Raw genomic sequence first — 15315 nt, 5'->3', positions numbered from 1 at the left:
CACCAAAACGCTACATCCCTTGTTATCAATGTTTTGATAAGACTTACTTTTCTCAATTACACAGTACGATATTTATGGGTAATTAGTAGAAATATAAAAAGAAAAAGCAATGATTAGATTTTAAATCTGCTCATTGCTTTATCCATTGCATCTTGGTTTACTCCGATATACCGTAACGTTACTTTTTCACTTGAATGGTTAAAAATCTCCATTAACAAAGCTATATTCTTCGTCTGCATGTACATATGATACCCATAGGTCTTTCTGAGTGTATGTGTACCGATTTCATCCAATCCAAACTCTGCCGCTGTACTTTTTAATATTTTATATGCCATACTACGACCAATCGGACGATTTTTCCCTTTCCTACTCTTCAATAAATATTCTCCAACGTCTCTTCCTTCGTTAAACCACCTCAGCTCTCTTTTTAAAGATGAGGTAATTTGAATACGTTTTTGCTTCCCTGTCTTCATTTCACGCATTGAGATGTGACTTCCTTGTACATCTCCTACCTTCAGTTTTAGAATGTCACTTATGCGTAACCCTGTATTGATTCCCATTACAAACAAAATATAGTTACGTGCATTCTTTTCTTTTAAATATTCTTTGATTTGTTGTATTTGCTCCGGATCACGTATGGGCTGGACAAAATTCATAGGTCATCACCCCCGTATTGCTTCTCTGTCTCATAAACTTCTAATCTAAGAGCAAAAGCCAATTTATAAAACGCTCTAGCTTTCACACGTCGATACGTACGTTCACTCATGCCAATTTCGTTATACACCATATAATCGCATACATCTTCGTCTTCTAAATATCGTTTAACTATAATGTCCCTCTGGTTTTTTCCAGCTGTACTGTTTCCGAATCGACTTAATGCTTGTTCAACTCGAAATGCCATTTTCTCTAACCATACTTCACGTTTGCTTTGTTGAATATTAGAGATTGCTACATTTTCTAAAGGTTTTCCCACTGCATATGTAGGTCCATGTTCTCTCATTTCATAAGAAGGAGTAACTTTCATTTCCTTACGCATCATTCCAAATTGCTTATATATACGTACACTTTCCAGAATCCCCTCTAATTTCTCTTGTGTTGCTGCTCTATCTATTTTCGGTAAGAAAGATAATTGTTTCGTCATATAAAATCACTCCTTTTTATTTTTGCATTACTTTTGTCTCATAGCTCCATGTCTACGCTCATAACAAGGTCTATGAATCCCCATTAATTCCTCAATTTCACGAATACTAAAATTTTCTTTTGGTTTTGTCTTATTTTTCTTTTTTGTTTGTTTAGTTTGTTTTTCCCATTCACGTAATTGTTCTCTTAGTACTTTCATTTTCTCCATCCCCCTTACAAAATAAGAAAGAGGACACCATTTTTTAAAACAGCTTGATTGCTGTTCTAAAAATCGGTGTCCTCTAGTTTTCTAGCCGGACTGTATTCCATTCCTCTACTCAAATCATGTACGATAACCTTATTACTTTCCCCTTAATTAATTATATATTATGCTTTAACATCTTCCATTGCTTCATTCTCCTCCTCTTGTATTACTTTCAATGCACTTAACATTAACTTGTAAAATGTATAATTATTTGTATAGTCTATCTCTTTATAACTTTGCTTCATTTGAGTTACTACAGAAGTATCTTTATGATACTTTTCTATATACAAAATGCTTTTTGACACCCAAACTCCAAAATTAACTGAATCAAAGCATAATCTACCCTTAGATTGCTTTACTTCAGACTCTAATGCTTCCCCTAATTTTATTAAATGATATAGCATATACTGTCTCCCTCCTTCTAGTTCATGTATCAATTCGACAGTAAATTTGCGCATCCTACCAATTCTGATAAAATATTTTTCGCTATGAAATTACAAAAAACATTTATATACCACTTAAAAGGATTATTTTATTGAAAAATCCATTCTAATTTATAAACACTAGCTTTTCCTTATATTTTCCATTAAAATTTAATAAAGATATTTCGATAACAAAGGAGCAACCCTATGAAGCATAATATAAATCTACGGTACTTTATTTTTTCACTCATTTGTATCGGTTTATTCTTTTTATATCTTGAAGTATGGTCACCCCAAATGAATATACCTATAAATACAGTATCATTTCATCTTTTATTTACTTTACTAGCCTTAACAATAGGAACTTTTTTTGTTATTTTGGTAAGATTCTCTAAGATAAATAATTGGAAAGCGATGGCCCTACTAGCCTTCTTTATTATCTTTGTTTTTAGCACTTATTTTGTTTGTGGAATATAGATTAAGTTAAAATGAAAATCTTTAAGTTCCCCGCTGAATAAAACTCAATATTCCGTTAATACTAATACCGAACTACCTTCCCCAGGTAGCTTCCAACCCGTTTTTTGAGCAGTTAGCATTTGCTAGCTGCTTTTTTTAGTACAGGCACTTATTGACTAACAGTACATAAACTATTTTGAACCTTACTTTTCGACTCATTTAATTGTTCATGGCTCACAAACATAACAAAATGAATGACGTCATCTTATAAAACGAGCACTCTGGCACAAGTGCTCGTTTTATTTCGTTGATTTTCTACAAAATGAAATTTGTGTTTAGTTTTCTTACCTGCATAATATTTTGATATTCGTTTATACTATAGTTGTAACTTTTTGTTACAACATATATCCGTATCGATTAAAACTTCTAAAATTGTACAATGGAGCAGTTAGCTATTTCGGCTAGCTGCTTTGTTGTGTAAAATGAAATATTTTTTACTAAGGCACATATTTATAAAGCAAGCATACTGTATAGAGTACAGCTGAAATTCTTTACGATCTCCTTTTTAGGGCCTTTTTTCTTAGAGCACATGCTTTCATGTGCTCTATTTATGTTTAAAATTAATTATCAAATGAAGTTTTTATTTGGTTGTATAAACATCTACCTAGCCACATAAAATAACCAAAAATCAGGAGTTAAGTAATGAAAACATCAATCAAAATTCTTAAATGTTTTTTATTTATACTTTTAGTTATATTCTCACTTTTTTTGGGGTACGTATGGTATTTTTAATCTCCAACCAAATAGCGTTTTGATTAAAGTTTCTTAACATACTCCCAAACGTCATCAATTTTTTCGTTTTGTATATCCAGCATTTCCTTATAAGTATCTAAACGTTCTTTTGAGCGTTTTAAATCCAATTTTATACACAAGATGTGACCAAACAAAATACCAATAATTATCCATAAAACCAATTCCATTACCTTTACCTCACTTCCACACAAGATAACGTTTTTGTTTAACTATGACTTTTTATCAATCCCTACCCCTATACATCGGATATCTACCACTGTACAAGGCAGATACATCTTTTTCGCTTTTAAAAACTCCTTAACAGCCTCAAATGCTTCTCTGTCTGTTTCTGGCCCCTGAACATCGACAAAAAATTCTTTCTTAGATTCATCTTCCTGGATTAATACATTCCATACATCCCCAGTTTTTTTATGGTGATAAAAGAAATTCTTCTCCCTATGTTGATACTGGACACCTTCTTGTTTCGGATAATATTCAAGGAAACTATCTCCACAATGTGGACAGTATGCGATATCCGGAACACTAGAAAATTGACCTATTTTGAATTTAAATGAACAAATTTCACATTGAAGACTCAGAGCCATTCCCATTCCCCCTTTTCTCCAAAATAACGATTTTGTTAAAAGTCGAATAAAATTAAATATTCCATTAATAATAATCACAATACAATCTGCTTCTTACCCAGGTTGTATCGAATCGAGTAGTTTCTTCATTAACTGCTCGATTTTTATTTTTGTTACATAAACTTGATATTTTGGTCCATACTATAATCAACCATGTAATTTTGTACTCCTAAATTCATGGGTATAATTTCTCATTGCAGTTAGCTTTTGCTAGCTGCTCTTTTTTATTTTCTTTTATTTCTGAATAACATTTTCAAATCTACTCATACTATTTCTGTAGCTTAAAGTTACAAACTATTTCTGTAAGTGCGGCTTTTCCTTTGTACAACAGGCAGTTAGTTTTATAAACTAGCTGCTTTGTTGTGTAAAATAAGAATTTTGTTTAGTTTGTATAAGTTCCATCCTTCACCAATACATCATCACGCACACTATTCCAATCTCACATAACTTCCTGTTTTTGATTTCCGTTGAATTGCACCCAAGTTCCGAATCCTTCTACTTCCCTGATACCTGTAATCGTACCTTCTCGCCCCTCGACATCCATTAACACCATTCCGTTTTGTATAAATTCCAAGTCATTCAGCCTTTTCATTTCACATTCCCCTTTGCGAATAATCTTTTTTACATTACACATACTATCTACGAGTCAGCTACACTCTTTCATAACGGGGCTTTACCCCTTCGGACTGTTTAGGCACATGGCAGGTGATCTGGTCAATTACCTGCCATTTCCGATTAAAATAACGCTTTTGTTTAGTTTTCTTTATATTCAATTTCGCTAGCATCTATCGTTTCAATATTTTCAATTGAACCAAAGCTAGGATTCTCATTTATTCCTTTTAGCCATTCTGTAACTACCTTATTAATTTGTTCTTGAAGCTTTTCCCCTTCGTCCATCGGCACACTTGAAAGCCAAGATTCTGCAACCTCTCCACATTCATCGGCTGCCCGTTCATACAATTCGTCCAACAACACATCCGCATTGATCCATGGCGCATACTGTTTGAATTGTCCAATTTGGAATTCGTTATCGACTGCCGCTCTATCCGCTACCATTCTATCTACCCAATCTTTTAAAGCTGCTTGAATAGCTTCTTCTTTTGTTTCATATTTATCACTCGTCCAAATATCATTATTACTATCAAGGTTGTACATCCATTTCATGTCTCTCATTCCCCTTTTCTTATAAAATTCAAATTTTATTTGATTCCGGTTGACTATCATTTGAAAAATCGGAAATATTTACTCGATGTTTTTTCTGAATACTCATGCTATTATGTAGTTGCTGATGTTCACCATCCCGTGCACTCAGTAACTGCACCCACTGACTCTACTCTCACCCTTTTGAGAGTAGAGTTTTTAATTACTGGATTACCTTTGAATAGCATAATTTCATTTGAACTTATTCGTAATCGTTGTTTGTGTATGAGACACTTTTCCCTTTACCCAATATAAGACTTGCTGTCCGTAGCCGCTCTTTGGGGGTTCTTCGAAGTTGATTTTTCCATCCACCACAATGTAGATGCCGTTTGTTTTCATGTCTATTTCTCTTTTCATCTATGCCTGTTCTCCTTTGCATTAGCTTGTCCATTTTAGGAAATTCCTGTGCTCTCTTGATAAAAATGCCCTTAGTCCAGCTCCATAATTTCTTTCAATGTTCGATTGGACACATATACTTTAATGATTTGAATTCTCCCGTATGTTTCTACTGCTTTTTCTTTTGCTTCAGCCTCTGTATTCACTTCAAACCAACGTAACTTCTGTTTTTCATCTCGGTCAAAAAATTCTACTGCATAGGTAGGTGTTACTGAATGATTAGAGAGGAATTTCTCAGCCGTACTATGCGCTGTATAATCCATGTTTCCTACGATATCTTCAAAGGTTAATTGTTCCATACACTCAACTCCATTCCCACAAAATGATTGATTTCTCCCCTTTACCGTCTATAACTTTCTCCCTCGACTTCAATCAAATAGTCATTTGCCATCCCTAGCAATCTATCAGCAGCTGCAAACCCAATTTTTTCAGGTAAGGTATATTCATCTTCATTTGAGCTAAAAATGATGGGCGCTTTACGCTTATATCGCTCATTAATGATTTCGTAGTACATTTCTTCACGGGATTCTGTATGTTTGCTCTTACCTAGATCATCCCAAACCAGCACATCCGCATACTCTACGACTGTATGGAGCTTTTCAAAGTACTCCTTTTTATCATCACGCTTTGCTGACATAATCTCTGTCATAAAAGTGACATCACTTATACAAACTACTCTGCACCCTCTCGGTTGTGCATTTACAATGTCTTTATTTACAGTTTGAACATTATGTATAATCCATCTAGCAGCTGCTATTTGTAGATGCGTTTTACCTAATCCGTAATTGTTGTGAAGTTTCATTTTCTCAACCCGTTCATTGATGGATAAAGCTTTTAACCTTCCCTCGCCATATGTAGCGATATATCCAAAGCTATTGCGCTTCGTATCCCTGATTTCATTAAACTTTTTTAAGTATTTCATCATGCTGTTAAACATTTTCTTTTGCATATCGGTATGACGAATATAATTTTTAAAACGTGCTTCTTCAAATTCTTCTGGTATCATTGCATTTTTCAACCTTGCTATTTCAGATTGTTTCTTTTGGCAATCACACATTCTACCTGTCCATCCATTTAAGATCATTCCCGTTCCACTGCATAACGGACAGGTATCATTAAGCGTCTTCTCCGAGCCATTCAATGTTATTTTCATATTCTTGTTGTGATTCCTTTCGTTCCTTGTCTGTAAGCTCTCTCCACTTTCTTGTTGGTTCTGGCAGTTTTTCATAGCCCTCTTTTGCAAATCTGCCATGACTTCCGCTATGCTTGCGAATCTGCTCATTTTTCTTCACCTCGTGTTCTTCTTTGGCTTCAATCACCAGCCTGTCCCATTGCTTTCTCAACTTACTAGGTGACAATATATTCTTTTTCCAGAAGGAATGATTCTGGGACCATTCCAAGAGATACACAATTTGTTGATTTGTTTTCTTGTCTCTTTCACGAATTAAGCGAAATTCATTGGCCCACTTCTCGAAGTTCGGTTCTTTATGTTCTGAATTGGTTTCTAAAATTAACTGAAATAACAATTTGGCATGCTCCATGTCGCAAGTTTCAAACTTGTGACAAGAAGTCTTTTTATTTGTAGTAATCTCTGTAGTATTCTCTGTAGTAATCTTTGTATTTGTCCCACGTTTCAATGTAGGAGCCTCCTCCGTTTTAATGCGGGAGTCTCTCTCATTAGAATGTAGGAGGGTGTCACTTTCTGATGTGATAGGTTCTTGATATAAAATAGAAATTTTTTCGATGTTTTTCACAATTGGTTCCACATACATAACGTTGTTATGCCTCGTCCCGTTAACTATGATCGTACGAAATTCAATTGCAATTAATTCTCTTTTTACTAAGTATTTGCATGCTTCTTGTACTTGTCTTTTAGTAAAACCAAATGAATCAGCCAATTGTTGATAACTTTTTTGAAGTTTGTCTGCTTTAAATTTTTGTTTATACTGGATTTCATTCGTTCTTTCATCCTTTATTTCAGTTGGTTTATACCAATAAAAAATTTCGCTAAGTATTGTAATCGCAACCATATATGGCTTGCCGTTTTCTAGAGTAAGGTACTTAAACCACCCCTGGTCTAAAGTGTTACCTTGAAGATTTATTCTTGCGACTTGTATTACATTGCTATTCATCCCGTCACCCTTCTCTATCTAACATTTTTTCAATATATCTTTATTGCCAGGGTATTTGATATTTCTCAACGAAAAGATTTAATATTTTTTATTTTCAATCTTTTATTTTTCACTTTTTCCTGTTAGAATGATGAATAAGTTATATTCTTTCACGAAATACCCTGACTTTTGACCTGCTATAACAGGTCTTTTTTTGCATCTCGTACGCAACATGTGTTATGATGACACCACATGTGTTTCTATTAGATCACCAGCCCCAACTGGCGGTTTCTCTTTATCATTCTTTTCCCCAAGAAAAAGGATTTTTGTTTTATTGGCTTATAATCTGGATTCATCTTTAAAAATGCCCGTGTCTTTCTTGTTTGAACAGTAGATTTTTTCATCTCTAATTTTCTAGCTATTTCTTCTGTGGTATACCCTTCACCGACGTGCAGAATAATTGACTTTTCTTGTTCTTCAAGTACACTCGTCACTTCTTCAAATTCAATGGATAATATTGCTTCTTTTTCCACATCAATAGGAGATACTGCATAAAATTCTTTTACTGTTTCCTCATCTCGATGCAAATCAATCGAATGAATATTCATTTTATTCCGTTCCTCATGACCAACTCGTCTGCTTATCTTAAAAGGCGTCCCTTTCAAGTGAAGCTCATCACTCATTGCCCATTTCATGCCTTTCATCACGTATGCATTGAATGTATCTACTCTCTCTGGATCATAATTCATACAATGCTCCCATAAATACAGATGGCCAACTTGTATTAAATCATCCAAATCCATATTGTTTATTTCTGCAATCTGTCCAGCTCTTGCGATACTTCCAAATTGTTGCTTAACTGCTGCAATCACTAAATATTTCTTTTCTTCAAATAATTCTTCTGCTGTCATTTTCTTTTACCATCCCTTCTTGTTTTTAAATGTAATAGTTTGCTATACAATGTACCCTCTCCACGGCTGAAGCATTGATGCCTCTACTTCTTAAATGTTCCACAATCCCTAAAATGCTTTTACGATCCTGTTCAAGTTGATTATCATATTTTTCTTTCTCATGGTATAGCACTATAAGCTCCCGTCGAGCCAATCGTGCTTCTTTAATCCAAATGCAAAGTAACAATGGATCATTCTTTTGAATCGCCTCTATTTGTTTCTTTTCACAATGCTGCAAGAATTCATCTAGTATTTGTTTTTTCTGTACATCTTTCTTTAAAACTGATAACGTCATAGCGCTTTCTCCCCTCAAAATCATTCCACATCTTTTGTAAATTCTTTAATTGGTTTATCTAGTGCATAAACAGCAAGTAAAAGCCCACAGATCAGAAACCCAGTGATACATACTGAAAAAACACTTTCTTCCATCATGGTTATTTCCTCCTTCCAGCCTTTTTTACATCTCAGAAAACTTAATTTGAGAGTTCACTATATTAATTTTCTCACTCAGCACAATAGGTAACGTATACTCTCCAACAATCTTTGTTGCTAATGCTAAATGACCACGTTTAATTGCTTTATGGCTTGTTACTCCAAATTCACGATACAGCTGCTTATAGATATCACGGTAGACTTTACCTCTAATCCCCGCATGCTGGTACGCATTAGACTGTTTACCACCTAATAGCGCAACGCCATGACGCTTGACTGCATTTGATATTTCATCGCATTCTACAGCAAATAACGGAGCGTTTTCTCGTAAGTCTTTGACATCTGATTTGATGTGCTGAAGCTCTTGCTTTTGCCCTTCTAGCGCTTCAAAAGTAGGCTTTAAAATACTCATGGGATCTGTAGGAACTTGTTGCTGTTTTTTGATGTATTCCTTCATATGTTTAAATTCTTGTATAAATCGAATTTTTGTTTGCACTGCTTCTTTCGTGTTGTACCCAAAAACAACTAATGTAAATGCTTCTTCTGTTAAATTGTACTTTGGATATTTTCGACCACGTTCATTTGTGTATGTTGACTCCTCAAAATTTAGGAGTGAGAATTCTGCTCCTGCATAATCCATTTGAAGTTTAATATCTGATATAACATTATCGTGTCGTTTACCGAAAATCTCAGCAATTGTCAAACTATCTGTTACTACCTCACCATTACTTTCAAATACCAGTTCGTTTGCTACTGTTAATCCATCCATGTAAAGCCCTCCTAAATTTTAATAATGCTTGTCCAGTCCACCCCCTATGCACTTGGAATGACTCGTATTGAGTTCGTATGACGATGTACTAAATGTAATTCATCATCTACTTTCTTAAAGATTAGCCAATTATCAGGATTTAAATTATATGAATTGATATGTATCTTTTCTCTCTTGGTTGGTCTTTTACCATTTTTCATAAATGCTCCTCCCACCTTTTCTGTTTATTTTTCAAACAGCTCGTCCACTGTTGTTTTGAAGTATTTTGCTAGTTTCTGAGCTTCTTTTAGGGTGAAATCACTTTTACCGTGTTCCTTAGCAAAATATGTTCTCGGTGAAATATGGATTAAATTTGCAATTGTTTCTTGCGTCATACGTTGCTCTTTTCGAGCAATAAATAAGTTTTTGTGCATGGATATCATTCCTTTTCTAATTAAATTAGTTTTCAATCATAATCCAACATAAAGTTAACACTGTTAACATTACAGTTAAAAAAAATCGCTGAATAAATCATCCATTGGAATTTTAAAAACTTCCGACATTCCTAATAATTTTGAGGTTGTTGGCTGGATTTTTCCGTTTTCCATTAAATTAACTAAAGAATGACTACAGTTTAATAATTGAGCCAATTCCCTCTGTGAAAACCCCTTATTTTTTCTTAATAAAGACAGTTTCTTCCCATTAAATTTTTTCATTTTCGCCCTCCATCTGTTACCTGCGTTAACATCATACACTAAATATATTTTCTTTGTAAACCCTTTTTATCTTTTTTTAATATCTTGTTCTTTAAAAAACATTGCTTTGTTATACTTTTTTAGTTATCATAATCAATAGAAAAGTTTAATTCAGTTAACCGGAGGGTGTTAGTAATGGTAACGTTAGGAGAGCGTATAAAGTCTATTCGTACGAAAAAGAACATATCACAAAAAGAACTAGCGGAAGCTTTAAATGTAAATAGGTCTGCGATTTCCTTATACGAAACCAATAGAAAGAGCCCTTCACGAGAGAACACTTATAAAATAGCTACTGTCTTAGGCGTCTCTATCGACTATTTATTGGGTATGCAAACCGACCTTTCACTTGAAACAGAAAAAATAAATTCGGAAACTGCTCATCTCATGAAACGTCTCGACAATATGCCGCAAGAAACAAAACAAAACATTATAAAATTAATTGATGATTTAATTAAAATACACGAAAAAAGCCATGATTAATTATTATTAATCATGGCTTTAATTTTACTAACTGCAAGTATGTATTCTTCATCCTCACTAAAAATTTGTTCTAACATTAACATCTTTTTAATTTTATCTTCAGTGTTTTCCTGTTTAATTTTTTTAACATTTATCTTGTTCATTTGTCTAATCTCTCCTATAAGTAATAATCTCATCACCCATTGTAAATTAGCACCTTTTTTATAATTTTATTACTAATTTTTATAGATGTCTCAAGACTAGCCAAAAAACAAAATGCTTTTTTTTAGCAAAATATATTGACAAATAAAAAAGACCCACTTTTTCAACTTCACTAAGTGGGTCCATATAATTCAACCGCCTGGTCTAACATCCATATAATTAGTGTATTTATCCAAAACCTTTCCTTCTAATCCCTTATTAGGGACAAATGGCATCATCATTAAAGTTAACATCACTGAAAATATCAATATTCTCTTCTTCAACTTCATTCCCTCCCACTTCTTGTTTATAATCCATCATCCACTTAATTATAGCAGAATCTTCCCCTCTCTTATATAATTCTCTTGCGCTTAGACTGGAAAAAAAGTAATTGCCTTGAGTAAAGAATTGCTGAAGACATTTATGTAAGCTTTCATTAGACATATCTTGCATTGCCTTAAATAACACAATAAAGTCTTCCTTTTCTTTTTGATAAAAAACTTGAGCATATTTGTCGACGTCAGCCAATACACTAGCCGTCCCGTCTGTTTCCGCAGCATAATACATTTCTACCATTTTCATATTATAAAACGCCTCATCCTCGTAGCCCTGATCACCAATCCGTTTAGATAAATTATATGATTCTTTTATCATTGATAAACATTTCTGTTTATTTTCAAGTAAATAAGACATGCCAATTATATATGATGCATCTGAAATAGCTTTGATACCAACGTTTGCATTTTTAATAATAGAAGCATATTTTCTTGCCATATCTCTATTATTTGATCGTAGATGTACAGGTGCTAAGACTTCGTATACCTTATAAAAATAGCAATGCTGGAGAAAATCCTTACGTCCACCACTTAACTGTTTGAGTCTCTGCTCTATTTCTTTGCCAAGCCCCATCATCATTGGAAACTCTTTAGAAAAATAGTAACCATAGCATTTCATAATGCTAATTAATATTCGCAAACAACAATCTGTAGGTTGTCGTAAGTTATTTATTTCTTCAATCAGTGATTCCCCATCAATCTGCCTTAGCATGTATTGATACAGTATTTCGTAAACATCCACAAACTCCTGAATACTTCCTTTATCTTTTCGATATTTTCCTATCAAACGTTTTAACAATTCAATATCCCTAGTAATCGAAGCGTACTCAAAGCTTTGTTTGATTAGTTCTGTTGTATCAACTTTCAAGCAGAAATCACGCATTATAGTTTTGTAGTTTTCATCCGGCAACGTTAATACTTGCGACAATTTCAAGAGACTACAAAAACTAATTGTCCCACTTTTTTTGAACTTAGACATATATTGAGGACTTACTCCAATAGCCTCAGCAACACTCCCATATGTTAGCTCTGGGCTATTGTCAATTAATTCACAAATTTCAACGTGTAGCGGCTTCAAAGTATTCTTCCCTCCATCCGGTAACATAAAAAGCCCCCTTAATTTTCTCAACTCAGAACACATTTTAAAATTACTAGGTGTGTGTTACACTGACGAAGAACTCGTATGATGCAAATGTTTGTCCTAAAGTAGCTAGGATGAACAGTGTGAAAGGCTTTGTTAGTTGTACCTCTTACACACGCTCTGCGAGTTTTTATGCTTTTATTTATTTTGTTTTTTACGATTATTCTGTCTATTAATTCTACAGAAACCTATTTACTGTATACAGAGCTAATTTTAGCATGGGCTCATATTCTATTCCACACTAAAATTTATTTCTCAATATAACTTCTGAGAAAAATGTTGAAAATATTTGAATGCAGTTTCATATGTTTTATATTCGTAATGAGCATTGGTTCATTTTTCAATATATTCTGCTAAAACCCATGTAGAAACCAGCCATTTTTTAATAATTGCACCCCACCAACTTGAAAATATATTACAATATAACAAGAAGTAAATGTTTGAATTTCTCAATATGCGTCAAGACATTATTATGGTACTATGATTTTATCCTTACTTGTATCATCCTGATTGGTTTCCCTACCAATCTTCTCCACTATTATTAGTGGGGAGTTTTTAAGTTATATGTTATTAAAATTAAAGTGGTTCAAGTCAAAGTAAGACGCTCAATTTATTTTGAGCGTCTTTTCTTTTGGTAACAAACAAGTTATAATCTACTCAATAAATTGAATTATCGATCTTTATTTATACAGGAGGGATTCTTATGGTGATTTACAAAGATAAAGAACGAGGAACATATTTCTTCGTCGTCAGAGTCCGTCAGTTTGATGGCACTCAAAAACAAGTGAAACGTCGTGGGTTTAAAACAAAAAAGGAAGCTCGTGAAGCTGAAGCTAAAATGTTAGTTGAAAAAGAAACAAATTCAAACTTAACATTTGCTCAAGTTGCAGATAGTTATTTTGATTGGTATTGCCAAAGACGAAAGCACACATCAATAAACGTTATAAGAAATATAATATACAATCATTTAATACAAGAATTTAACAAAATCAAAATTGACCAGATTACGGCCAAACACATTATGCATTATCAAAATAAAATTATTAACAACTATTCCGCAGACCATTTAAAAAAAATTCATACTGTACTCTCTTCCATATTCAACTTCGCAATTAAATTTCATGGATTAACAAGTAATCCTGCACGCATTGCTGGAAATTTCGAAAAGGAATCGAATAAACGAATGAATTTTTGGGAGTTTGATGAATTTCATCAATTTATTGATAGTGTAGACGATTTATTATATAAAACTTTTTTCTCGACACTTTATTATAGCGGTGCTAGAAAAGGGGAGCTACTAGCTTTAACTTGGGAAGATATCAATTTTGAAGAAAAAACAATAAATATAAATAAAACAGAGTTTAACAGAAAAATTACAAAACCAAAAACAAAATCCTCAAATAGAATTATTATGTTACCATCTCTTGTAATCGATTTATTGAAAAATTTAAAAGAGCATGCTACAGTAAAATCACCTATCAAAATTAATTACGTTGTGTTTGGCGAATTTTATACTAGCATATCAGCAAGCACTCTCGATAGAAAGTATACAAACTATGTACTTAACGCTGGTGTTAAAAGAATCTTGTTACATGAATTTAGGCATTCCCATGCATCATATCTAATTAACAAGGGTGTAAGTCCACTTATAGTAGCACAACGTCTTGGTCATTCAGATGTGGCTACAACCCTAAATACGTATAGCCACCTATACCCTTCAAAACAAGCAGAAGTAATTGCATTTATAGAAGAAGATTTATTAAAAAAGGTACCAAAATGTTGCCACAGGGTTTAAAAACCCTGTTATAATCACATTAAGAAACACTGTGACCATGTAATTCAGCAAAATTTGAAATATCATGAACGATTTCGCTTGAAATTACTGATTTATGTATAACTTCTTTCCCACATTTTATATGTGCACCATTTGCTGAAATAAACGTATTTATACCTAGTTCCTTAAATTGTGAGCATAAACTATACGGTCTTCCAGTTGTAACAACTACGTGAATTCCTTTATCTATTAACCTTCGTATCGCTTCTTTTGTACTTTCGTGCATGCTTCTATCAATCTCACTTAATAACGTACCGTCAACATCGAAAAATACAACTTTGTACATAAGTCTTTACATCCCGTCCAAATGATTCGTATCATTAATGAAATGCACCGTTTTTTGTTCACCCTCAATTTCAATTAAACTTATTCCCGTATCTCCCATTTTGAAATAGTAGTCCATTGAAATTGGCATTTTGAAAAATGCACGTAATAGACTATTAATTACGCCTCCATGGGCAACAATTGCAATTCGATCATATGTATTCTCTATCATAATTTTAGAAAAGATTCCTTCTATTCTCATTCGAAACTCAATAAATGATTCTCCGTTTTCAAAACGGTCATGAAGAAACTTTGGCTCTGGATATTTCTTTGCTTCTTCAAATGATAAGCCTGCTTGCACTCCATTATTAAACTCCATTAATTCCTCTTCTAATTGAATTGGACAACCAATTGCTTCTGCTAATATTTCACCCGTTTCACGAGCGCGTTTTAATGTGCTTGCCCAAATGAAATCTGGCGCAAAATCTTTTTTCACTTTCTGTACAAGTCTTTGTACTTGTTGTCTCCCTTTGTCAGTTAACTCAAAATCAGCTCGACCTTCATGCACATGTAAAATATCAGCTTCTGATTCTCCGTGGCGTATTAGTAGTATTTGCATGTTTCTCTCTCCCTTTATTTAACATTCATAAAATTCCATTATATCACTTTTTAAGATTCGAAAATAAAAAAGGAACGGTCTCTGGTATTATCCCCTATAGGTAGACAGTAAAAAAAGAGTCCATCTGATATGATGGACTCAATACTGTTTTATCTGGAGGGGATTTTTTTAT

23 protein-coding genes and 1 pseudogene are annotated in these 15315 nt (G+C 33.5%); 2 read left to right on the top strand and 22 right to left on the bottom strand.

Translation table 11 applies throughout. The features are described from left to right. Window positions 1-113: 113 nt before the first annotated feature. From MR169_RS16065 to MR169_RS15975, 18 genes are all read right to left on the bottom strand, one after another. A complete protein-coding gene (locus MR169_RS16065; RefSeq protein WP_001012130.1) occupies window positions 114-656 on the bottom strand; it encodes a site-specific integrase in 543 nt (180 codons plus the stop codon). Further along, a complete protein-coding gene (locus MR169_RS16060) occupies window positions 653-1141 on the bottom strand; it encodes an ArpU family phage packaging/lysis transcriptional regulator (protein WP_042597891.1) in 489 nt (162 codons plus the stop codon). Before MR169_RS16060 ends, MR169_RS16065 begins: the two co-directional genes overlap by 4 nt. A 27-nt stretch (window positions 1142-1168) precedes the next feature. Next, window positions 1169-1339 carry a hypothetical protein gene (locus MR169_RS16055; RefSeq protein ID WP_042597889.1) on the bottom strand — a complete coding sequence of 57 codons (171 nt, stop codon included), beginning with the start codon at window positions 1337-1339 and terminating at the stop codon, window positions 1169-1171. 167 nt (window positions 1340-1506) lie between these two features. Then, window positions 1507-1788 carry a hypothetical protein gene (locus tag MR169_RS16050; RefSeq protein ID WP_242319659.1) on the bottom strand — a complete coding sequence of 94 codons (282 nt, stop codon included), beginning with the start codon at window positions 1786-1788 and terminating at the stop codon, window positions 1507-1509. A 1289-nt stretch (window positions 1789-3077) separates the two neighbouring features. After that, complete coding sequence (locus MR169_RS16040) at window positions 3078-3242, bottom strand: hypothetical protein (protein ID WP_042597884.1); 165 nt, start codon at window positions 3240-3242, stop codon at window positions 3078-3080. Window positions 3243-3284: 42 nt separating this feature from the next. Next, on the bottom strand, window positions 3285-3659 hold the full coding sequence (locus tag MR169_RS16035; protein WP_042597882.1) for a hypothetical protein: 375 nt from the start codon (window positions 3657-3659) through the stop codon (window positions 3285-3287). Between the two features lie 478 nt (window positions 3660-4137). Further along, window positions 4138-4290: a hypothetical protein gene (locus MR169_RS16030; protein WP_242319658.1), complete on the bottom strand. Its 153-nt coding sequence runs from the start codon at window positions 4288-4290 to the stop codon at window positions 4138-4140. 161 nt (window positions 4291-4451) lie between these two features. After that, window positions 4452-4862 carry a hypothetical protein gene (locus MR169_RS16025; protein WP_242319657.1) on the bottom strand — a complete coding sequence of 137 codons (411 nt, stop codon included), beginning with the start codon at window positions 4860-4862 and terminating at the stop codon, window positions 4452-4454. A gap of 228 nt (window positions 4863-5090) precedes the next feature. Next, window positions 5091-5255 carry a DUF3954 domain-containing protein gene (locus MR169_RS16020; RefSeq protein WP_016098383.1) on the bottom strand — a complete coding sequence of 55 codons (165 nt, stop codon included), beginning with the start codon at window positions 5253-5255 and terminating at the stop codon, window positions 5091-5093. A 71-nt stretch (window positions 5256-5326) separates the two neighbouring features. Beyond that, complete coding sequence (locus MR169_RS16015; protein ID WP_000436951.1) at window positions 5327-5593, bottom strand: hypothetical protein; 267 nt, start codon at window positions 5591-5593, stop codon at window positions 5327-5329. A 41-nt stretch (window positions 5594-5634) separates the two neighbouring features. Next, on the bottom strand, window positions 5635-6447 hold the full coding sequence (locus tag MR169_RS16010) for a DnaA ATPase domain-containing protein (RefSeq protein ID WP_042597877.1): 813 nt from the start codon (window positions 6445-6447) through the stop codon (window positions 5635-5637). Next, on the bottom strand, window positions 6410-7426 hold the full coding sequence (locus MR169_RS16005; RefSeq protein WP_042597876.1) for a hypothetical protein: 1017 nt from the start codon (window positions 7424-7426) through the stop codon (window positions 6410-6412). Before MR169_RS16005 ends, MR169_RS16010 begins: the two co-directional genes overlap by 38 nt. A 242-nt stretch (window positions 7427-7668) precedes the next feature. After that, a complete protein-coding gene (locus MR169_RS16000; protein WP_242319656.1) occupies window positions 7669-8316 on the bottom strand; it encodes a sigma-70 family RNA polymerase sigma factor in 648 nt (215 codons plus the stop codon). Between the two features lie 25 nt (window positions 8317-8341). Next, window positions 8342-8650, bottom strand: coding sequence for a hypothetical protein (locus MR169_RS15995; RefSeq protein ID WP_016098378.1), 309 nt, complete (start codon window positions 8648-8650; stop codon window positions 8342-8344). A 162-nt stretch (window positions 8651-8812) separates the two neighbouring features. Then, on the bottom strand, window positions 8813-9556 hold the full coding sequence (locus MR169_RS15990) for a Rha family transcriptional regulator (RefSeq protein ID WP_242319655.1): 744 nt from the start codon (window positions 9554-9556) through the stop codon (window positions 8813-8815). Between the two features lie 44 nt (window positions 9557-9600). After that, entirely contained in the window at window positions 9601-9756 is a 156-nt protein-coding gene (locus MR169_RS15985) for a DUF6906 family protein (protein WP_000788399.1), read from the bottom strand. 24 nt (window positions 9757-9780) lie between these two features. Further along, complete coding sequence (locus tag MR169_RS15980; RefSeq protein WP_000549467.1) at window positions 9781-9969, bottom strand: helix-turn-helix transcriptional regulator; 189 nt, start codon at window positions 9967-9969, stop codon at window positions 9781-9783. Window positions 9970-10044: 75 nt separating this feature from the next. Beyond that, window positions 10045-10251: a helix-turn-helix domain-containing protein gene (locus MR169_RS15975; RefSeq protein WP_016098375.1), complete on the bottom strand. Its 207-nt coding sequence runs from the start codon at window positions 10249-10251 to the stop codon at window positions 10045-10047. Between the two features lie 174 nt (window positions 10252-10425). Between MR169_RS15975 and MR169_RS15970 the strand changes: the two genes are divergently transcribed. Beyond that, the gene (locus MR169_RS15970; RefSeq protein ID WP_000258007.1) at window positions 10426-10770 is read left to right on the top strand and encodes a helix-turn-helix domain-containing protein; all 345 of its coding nucleotides are present in this window, start codon (window positions 10426-10428) and stop codon (window positions 10768-10770) included. On the opposite strand, the gene MR169_RS15965 is transcribed toward MR169_RS15970, so the two are convergent. After that, window positions 10767-10913: a hypothetical protein gene (locus MR169_RS15965; protein ID WP_001033792.1), complete on the bottom strand. Its 147-nt coding sequence runs from the start codon at window positions 10911-10913 to the stop codon at window positions 10767-10769. The genes MR169_RS15970 and MR169_RS15965 overlap by 4 nt on opposite strands. Before the next feature lie 256 nt (window positions 10914-11169). Beyond that, window positions 11170-12390 (bottom strand): AimR family lysis-lysogeny pheromone receptor, encoded by a 1221-nt coding sequence (locus MR169_RS15960; RefSeq protein WP_242319654.1) that lies wholly within the window; start codon window positions 12388-12390, stop codon window positions 11170-11172. A gap of 739 nt (window positions 12391-13129) precedes the next feature. Between MR169_RS15960 and MR169_RS15955 the strand changes: the two genes are divergently transcribed. Then, window positions 13130-14221, top strand: coding sequence for a tyrosine-type recombinase/integrase (locus tag MR169_RS15955; RefSeq protein WP_016098373.1), 1092 nt, complete (start codon window positions 13130-13132; stop codon window positions 14219-14221). A gap of 22 nt (window positions 14222-14243) precedes the next feature. Here MR169_RS15955 and MR169_RS15950 read toward each other — a convergent pair. Then, window positions 14244-14546 (bottom strand): annotated as a pseudogene (locus tag MR169_RS15950) (HAD hydrolase family protein); the annotation flags it as partial. 6 nt (window positions 14547-14552) lie between these two features. After that, window positions 14553-15143 (bottom strand): histidine phosphatase family protein, encoded by a 591-nt coding sequence (locus MR169_RS15945; RefSeq protein ID WP_001166433.1) that lies wholly within the window; start codon window positions 15141-15143, stop codon window positions 14553-14555. Between the last annotated feature and the right edge of the window lie 172 nt (window positions 15144-15315).

The organism is Bacillus cereus group sp. BfR-BA-01349, from assembly GCF_022663795.1.
GTDB classification, from domain to species: Bacteria; Bacillota; Bacilli; order Bacillales; family Bacillaceae_G; genus Bacillus_A; species Bacillus_A cereus.
This window is presented reverse-complemented; position numbering and strand designations above follow the sequence as displayed.

Bases quoted from the DNA above. Each gene is read 5' to 3' on its own strand.
- MR169_RS16000 (WP_242319656.1), bottom strand. From the start codon at position 8,316: ATGACAGCAGAAGAATTATTTGAAGAAAAGAAATATTTAGTGATTGCA.
- MR169_RS15960 (WP_242319654.1), bottom strand. From the start codon at position 12,390: ATGTTACCGGATGGAGGGAAGAATACTTTGAAGCCGCTACACGTTGAA.
- MR169_RS16020 (WP_016098383.1), bottom strand. From the start codon at position 5,255: ATGAAAAGAGAAATAGACATGAAAACAAACGGCATCTACATTGTGGTG.
- MR169_RS15985 (WP_000788399.1), bottom strand. From the start codon at position 9,756: ATGAAAAATGGTAAAAGACCAACCAAGAGAGAAAAGATACATATCAAT.
- MR169_RS15955 (WP_016098373.1), top strand. From the start codon at position 13,130: ATGGTGATTTACAAAGATAAAGAACGAGGAACATATTTCTTCGTCGTC.
- MR169_RS15975 (WP_016098375.1), bottom strand. From the start codon at position 10,251: ATGAAAAAATTTAATGGGAAGAAACTGTCTTTATTAAGAAAAAATAAG.
- MR169_RS16040 (WP_042597884.1), bottom strand. From the start codon at position 3,242: ATGGAATTGGTTTTATGGATAATTATTGGTATTTTGTTTGGTCACATC.
- MR169_RS16050 (WP_242319659.1), bottom strand. From the start codon at position 1,788: ATGCTATATCATTTAATAAAATTAGGGGAAGCATTAGAGTCTGAAGTA.
- MR169_RS16010 (WP_042597877.1), bottom strand. From the start codon at position 6,447: ATGAAAATAACATTGAATGGCTCGGAGAAGACGCTTAATGATACCTGT.
- MR169_RS16005 (WP_042597876.1), bottom strand. From the start codon at position 7,426: ATGAATAGCAATGTAATACAAGTCGCAAGAATAAATCTTCAAGGTAAC.
- MR169_RS15990 (WP_242319655.1), bottom strand. From the start codon at position 9,556: ATGGATGGATTAACAGTAGCAAACGAACTGGTATTTGAAAGTAATGGT.
- MR169_RS15970 (WP_000258007.1), top strand. From the start codon at position 10,426: ATGGTAACGTTAGGAGAGCGTATAAAGTCTATTCGTACGAAAAAGAAC.
- MR169_RS16025 (WP_242319657.1), bottom strand. From the start codon at position 4,862: ATGAAATGGATGTACAACCTTGATAGTAATAATGATATTTGGACGAGT.
- MR169_RS15945 (WP_001166433.1), bottom strand. From the start codon at position 15,143: ATGCAAATACTACTAATACGCCACGGAGAATCAGAAGCTGATATTTTA.
- MR169_RS16065 (WP_001012130.1), bottom strand. From the start codon at position 656: ATGAATTTTGTCCAGCCCATACGTGATCCGGAGCAAATACAACAAATC.
- MR169_RS16060 (WP_042597891.1), bottom strand. From the start codon at position 1,141: ATGACGAAACAATTATCTTTCTTACCGAAAATAGATAGAGCAGCAACA.
- MR169_RS15965 (WP_001033792.1), bottom strand. From the start codon at position 10,913: ATGAACAAGATAAATGTTAAAAAAATTAAACAGGAAAACACTGAAGAT.
- MR169_RS16035 (WP_042597882.1), bottom strand. From the start codon at position 3,659: ATGGCTCTGAGTCTTCAATGTGAAATTTGTTCATTTAAATTCAAAATA.
- MR169_RS15980 (WP_000549467.1), bottom strand. From the start codon at position 9,969: ATGCACAAAAACTTATTTATTGCTCGAAAAGAGCAACGTATGACGCAA.
- MR169_RS16030 (WP_242319658.1), bottom strand. From the start codon at position 4,290: ATGAAAAGGCTGAATGACTTGGAATTTATACAAAACGGAATGGTGTTA.
- MR169_RS15995 (WP_016098378.1), bottom strand. From the start codon at position 8,650: ATGACGTTATCAGTTTTAAAGAAAGATGTACAGAAAAAACAAATACTA.
- MR169_RS16055 (WP_042597889.1), bottom strand. From the start codon at position 1,339: ATGAAAGTACTAAGAGAACAATTACGTGAATGGGAAAAACAAACTAAA.
- MR169_RS16015 (WP_000436951.1), bottom strand. From the start codon at position 5,593: ATGGAACAATTAACCTTTGAAGATATCGTAGGAAACATGGATTATACA.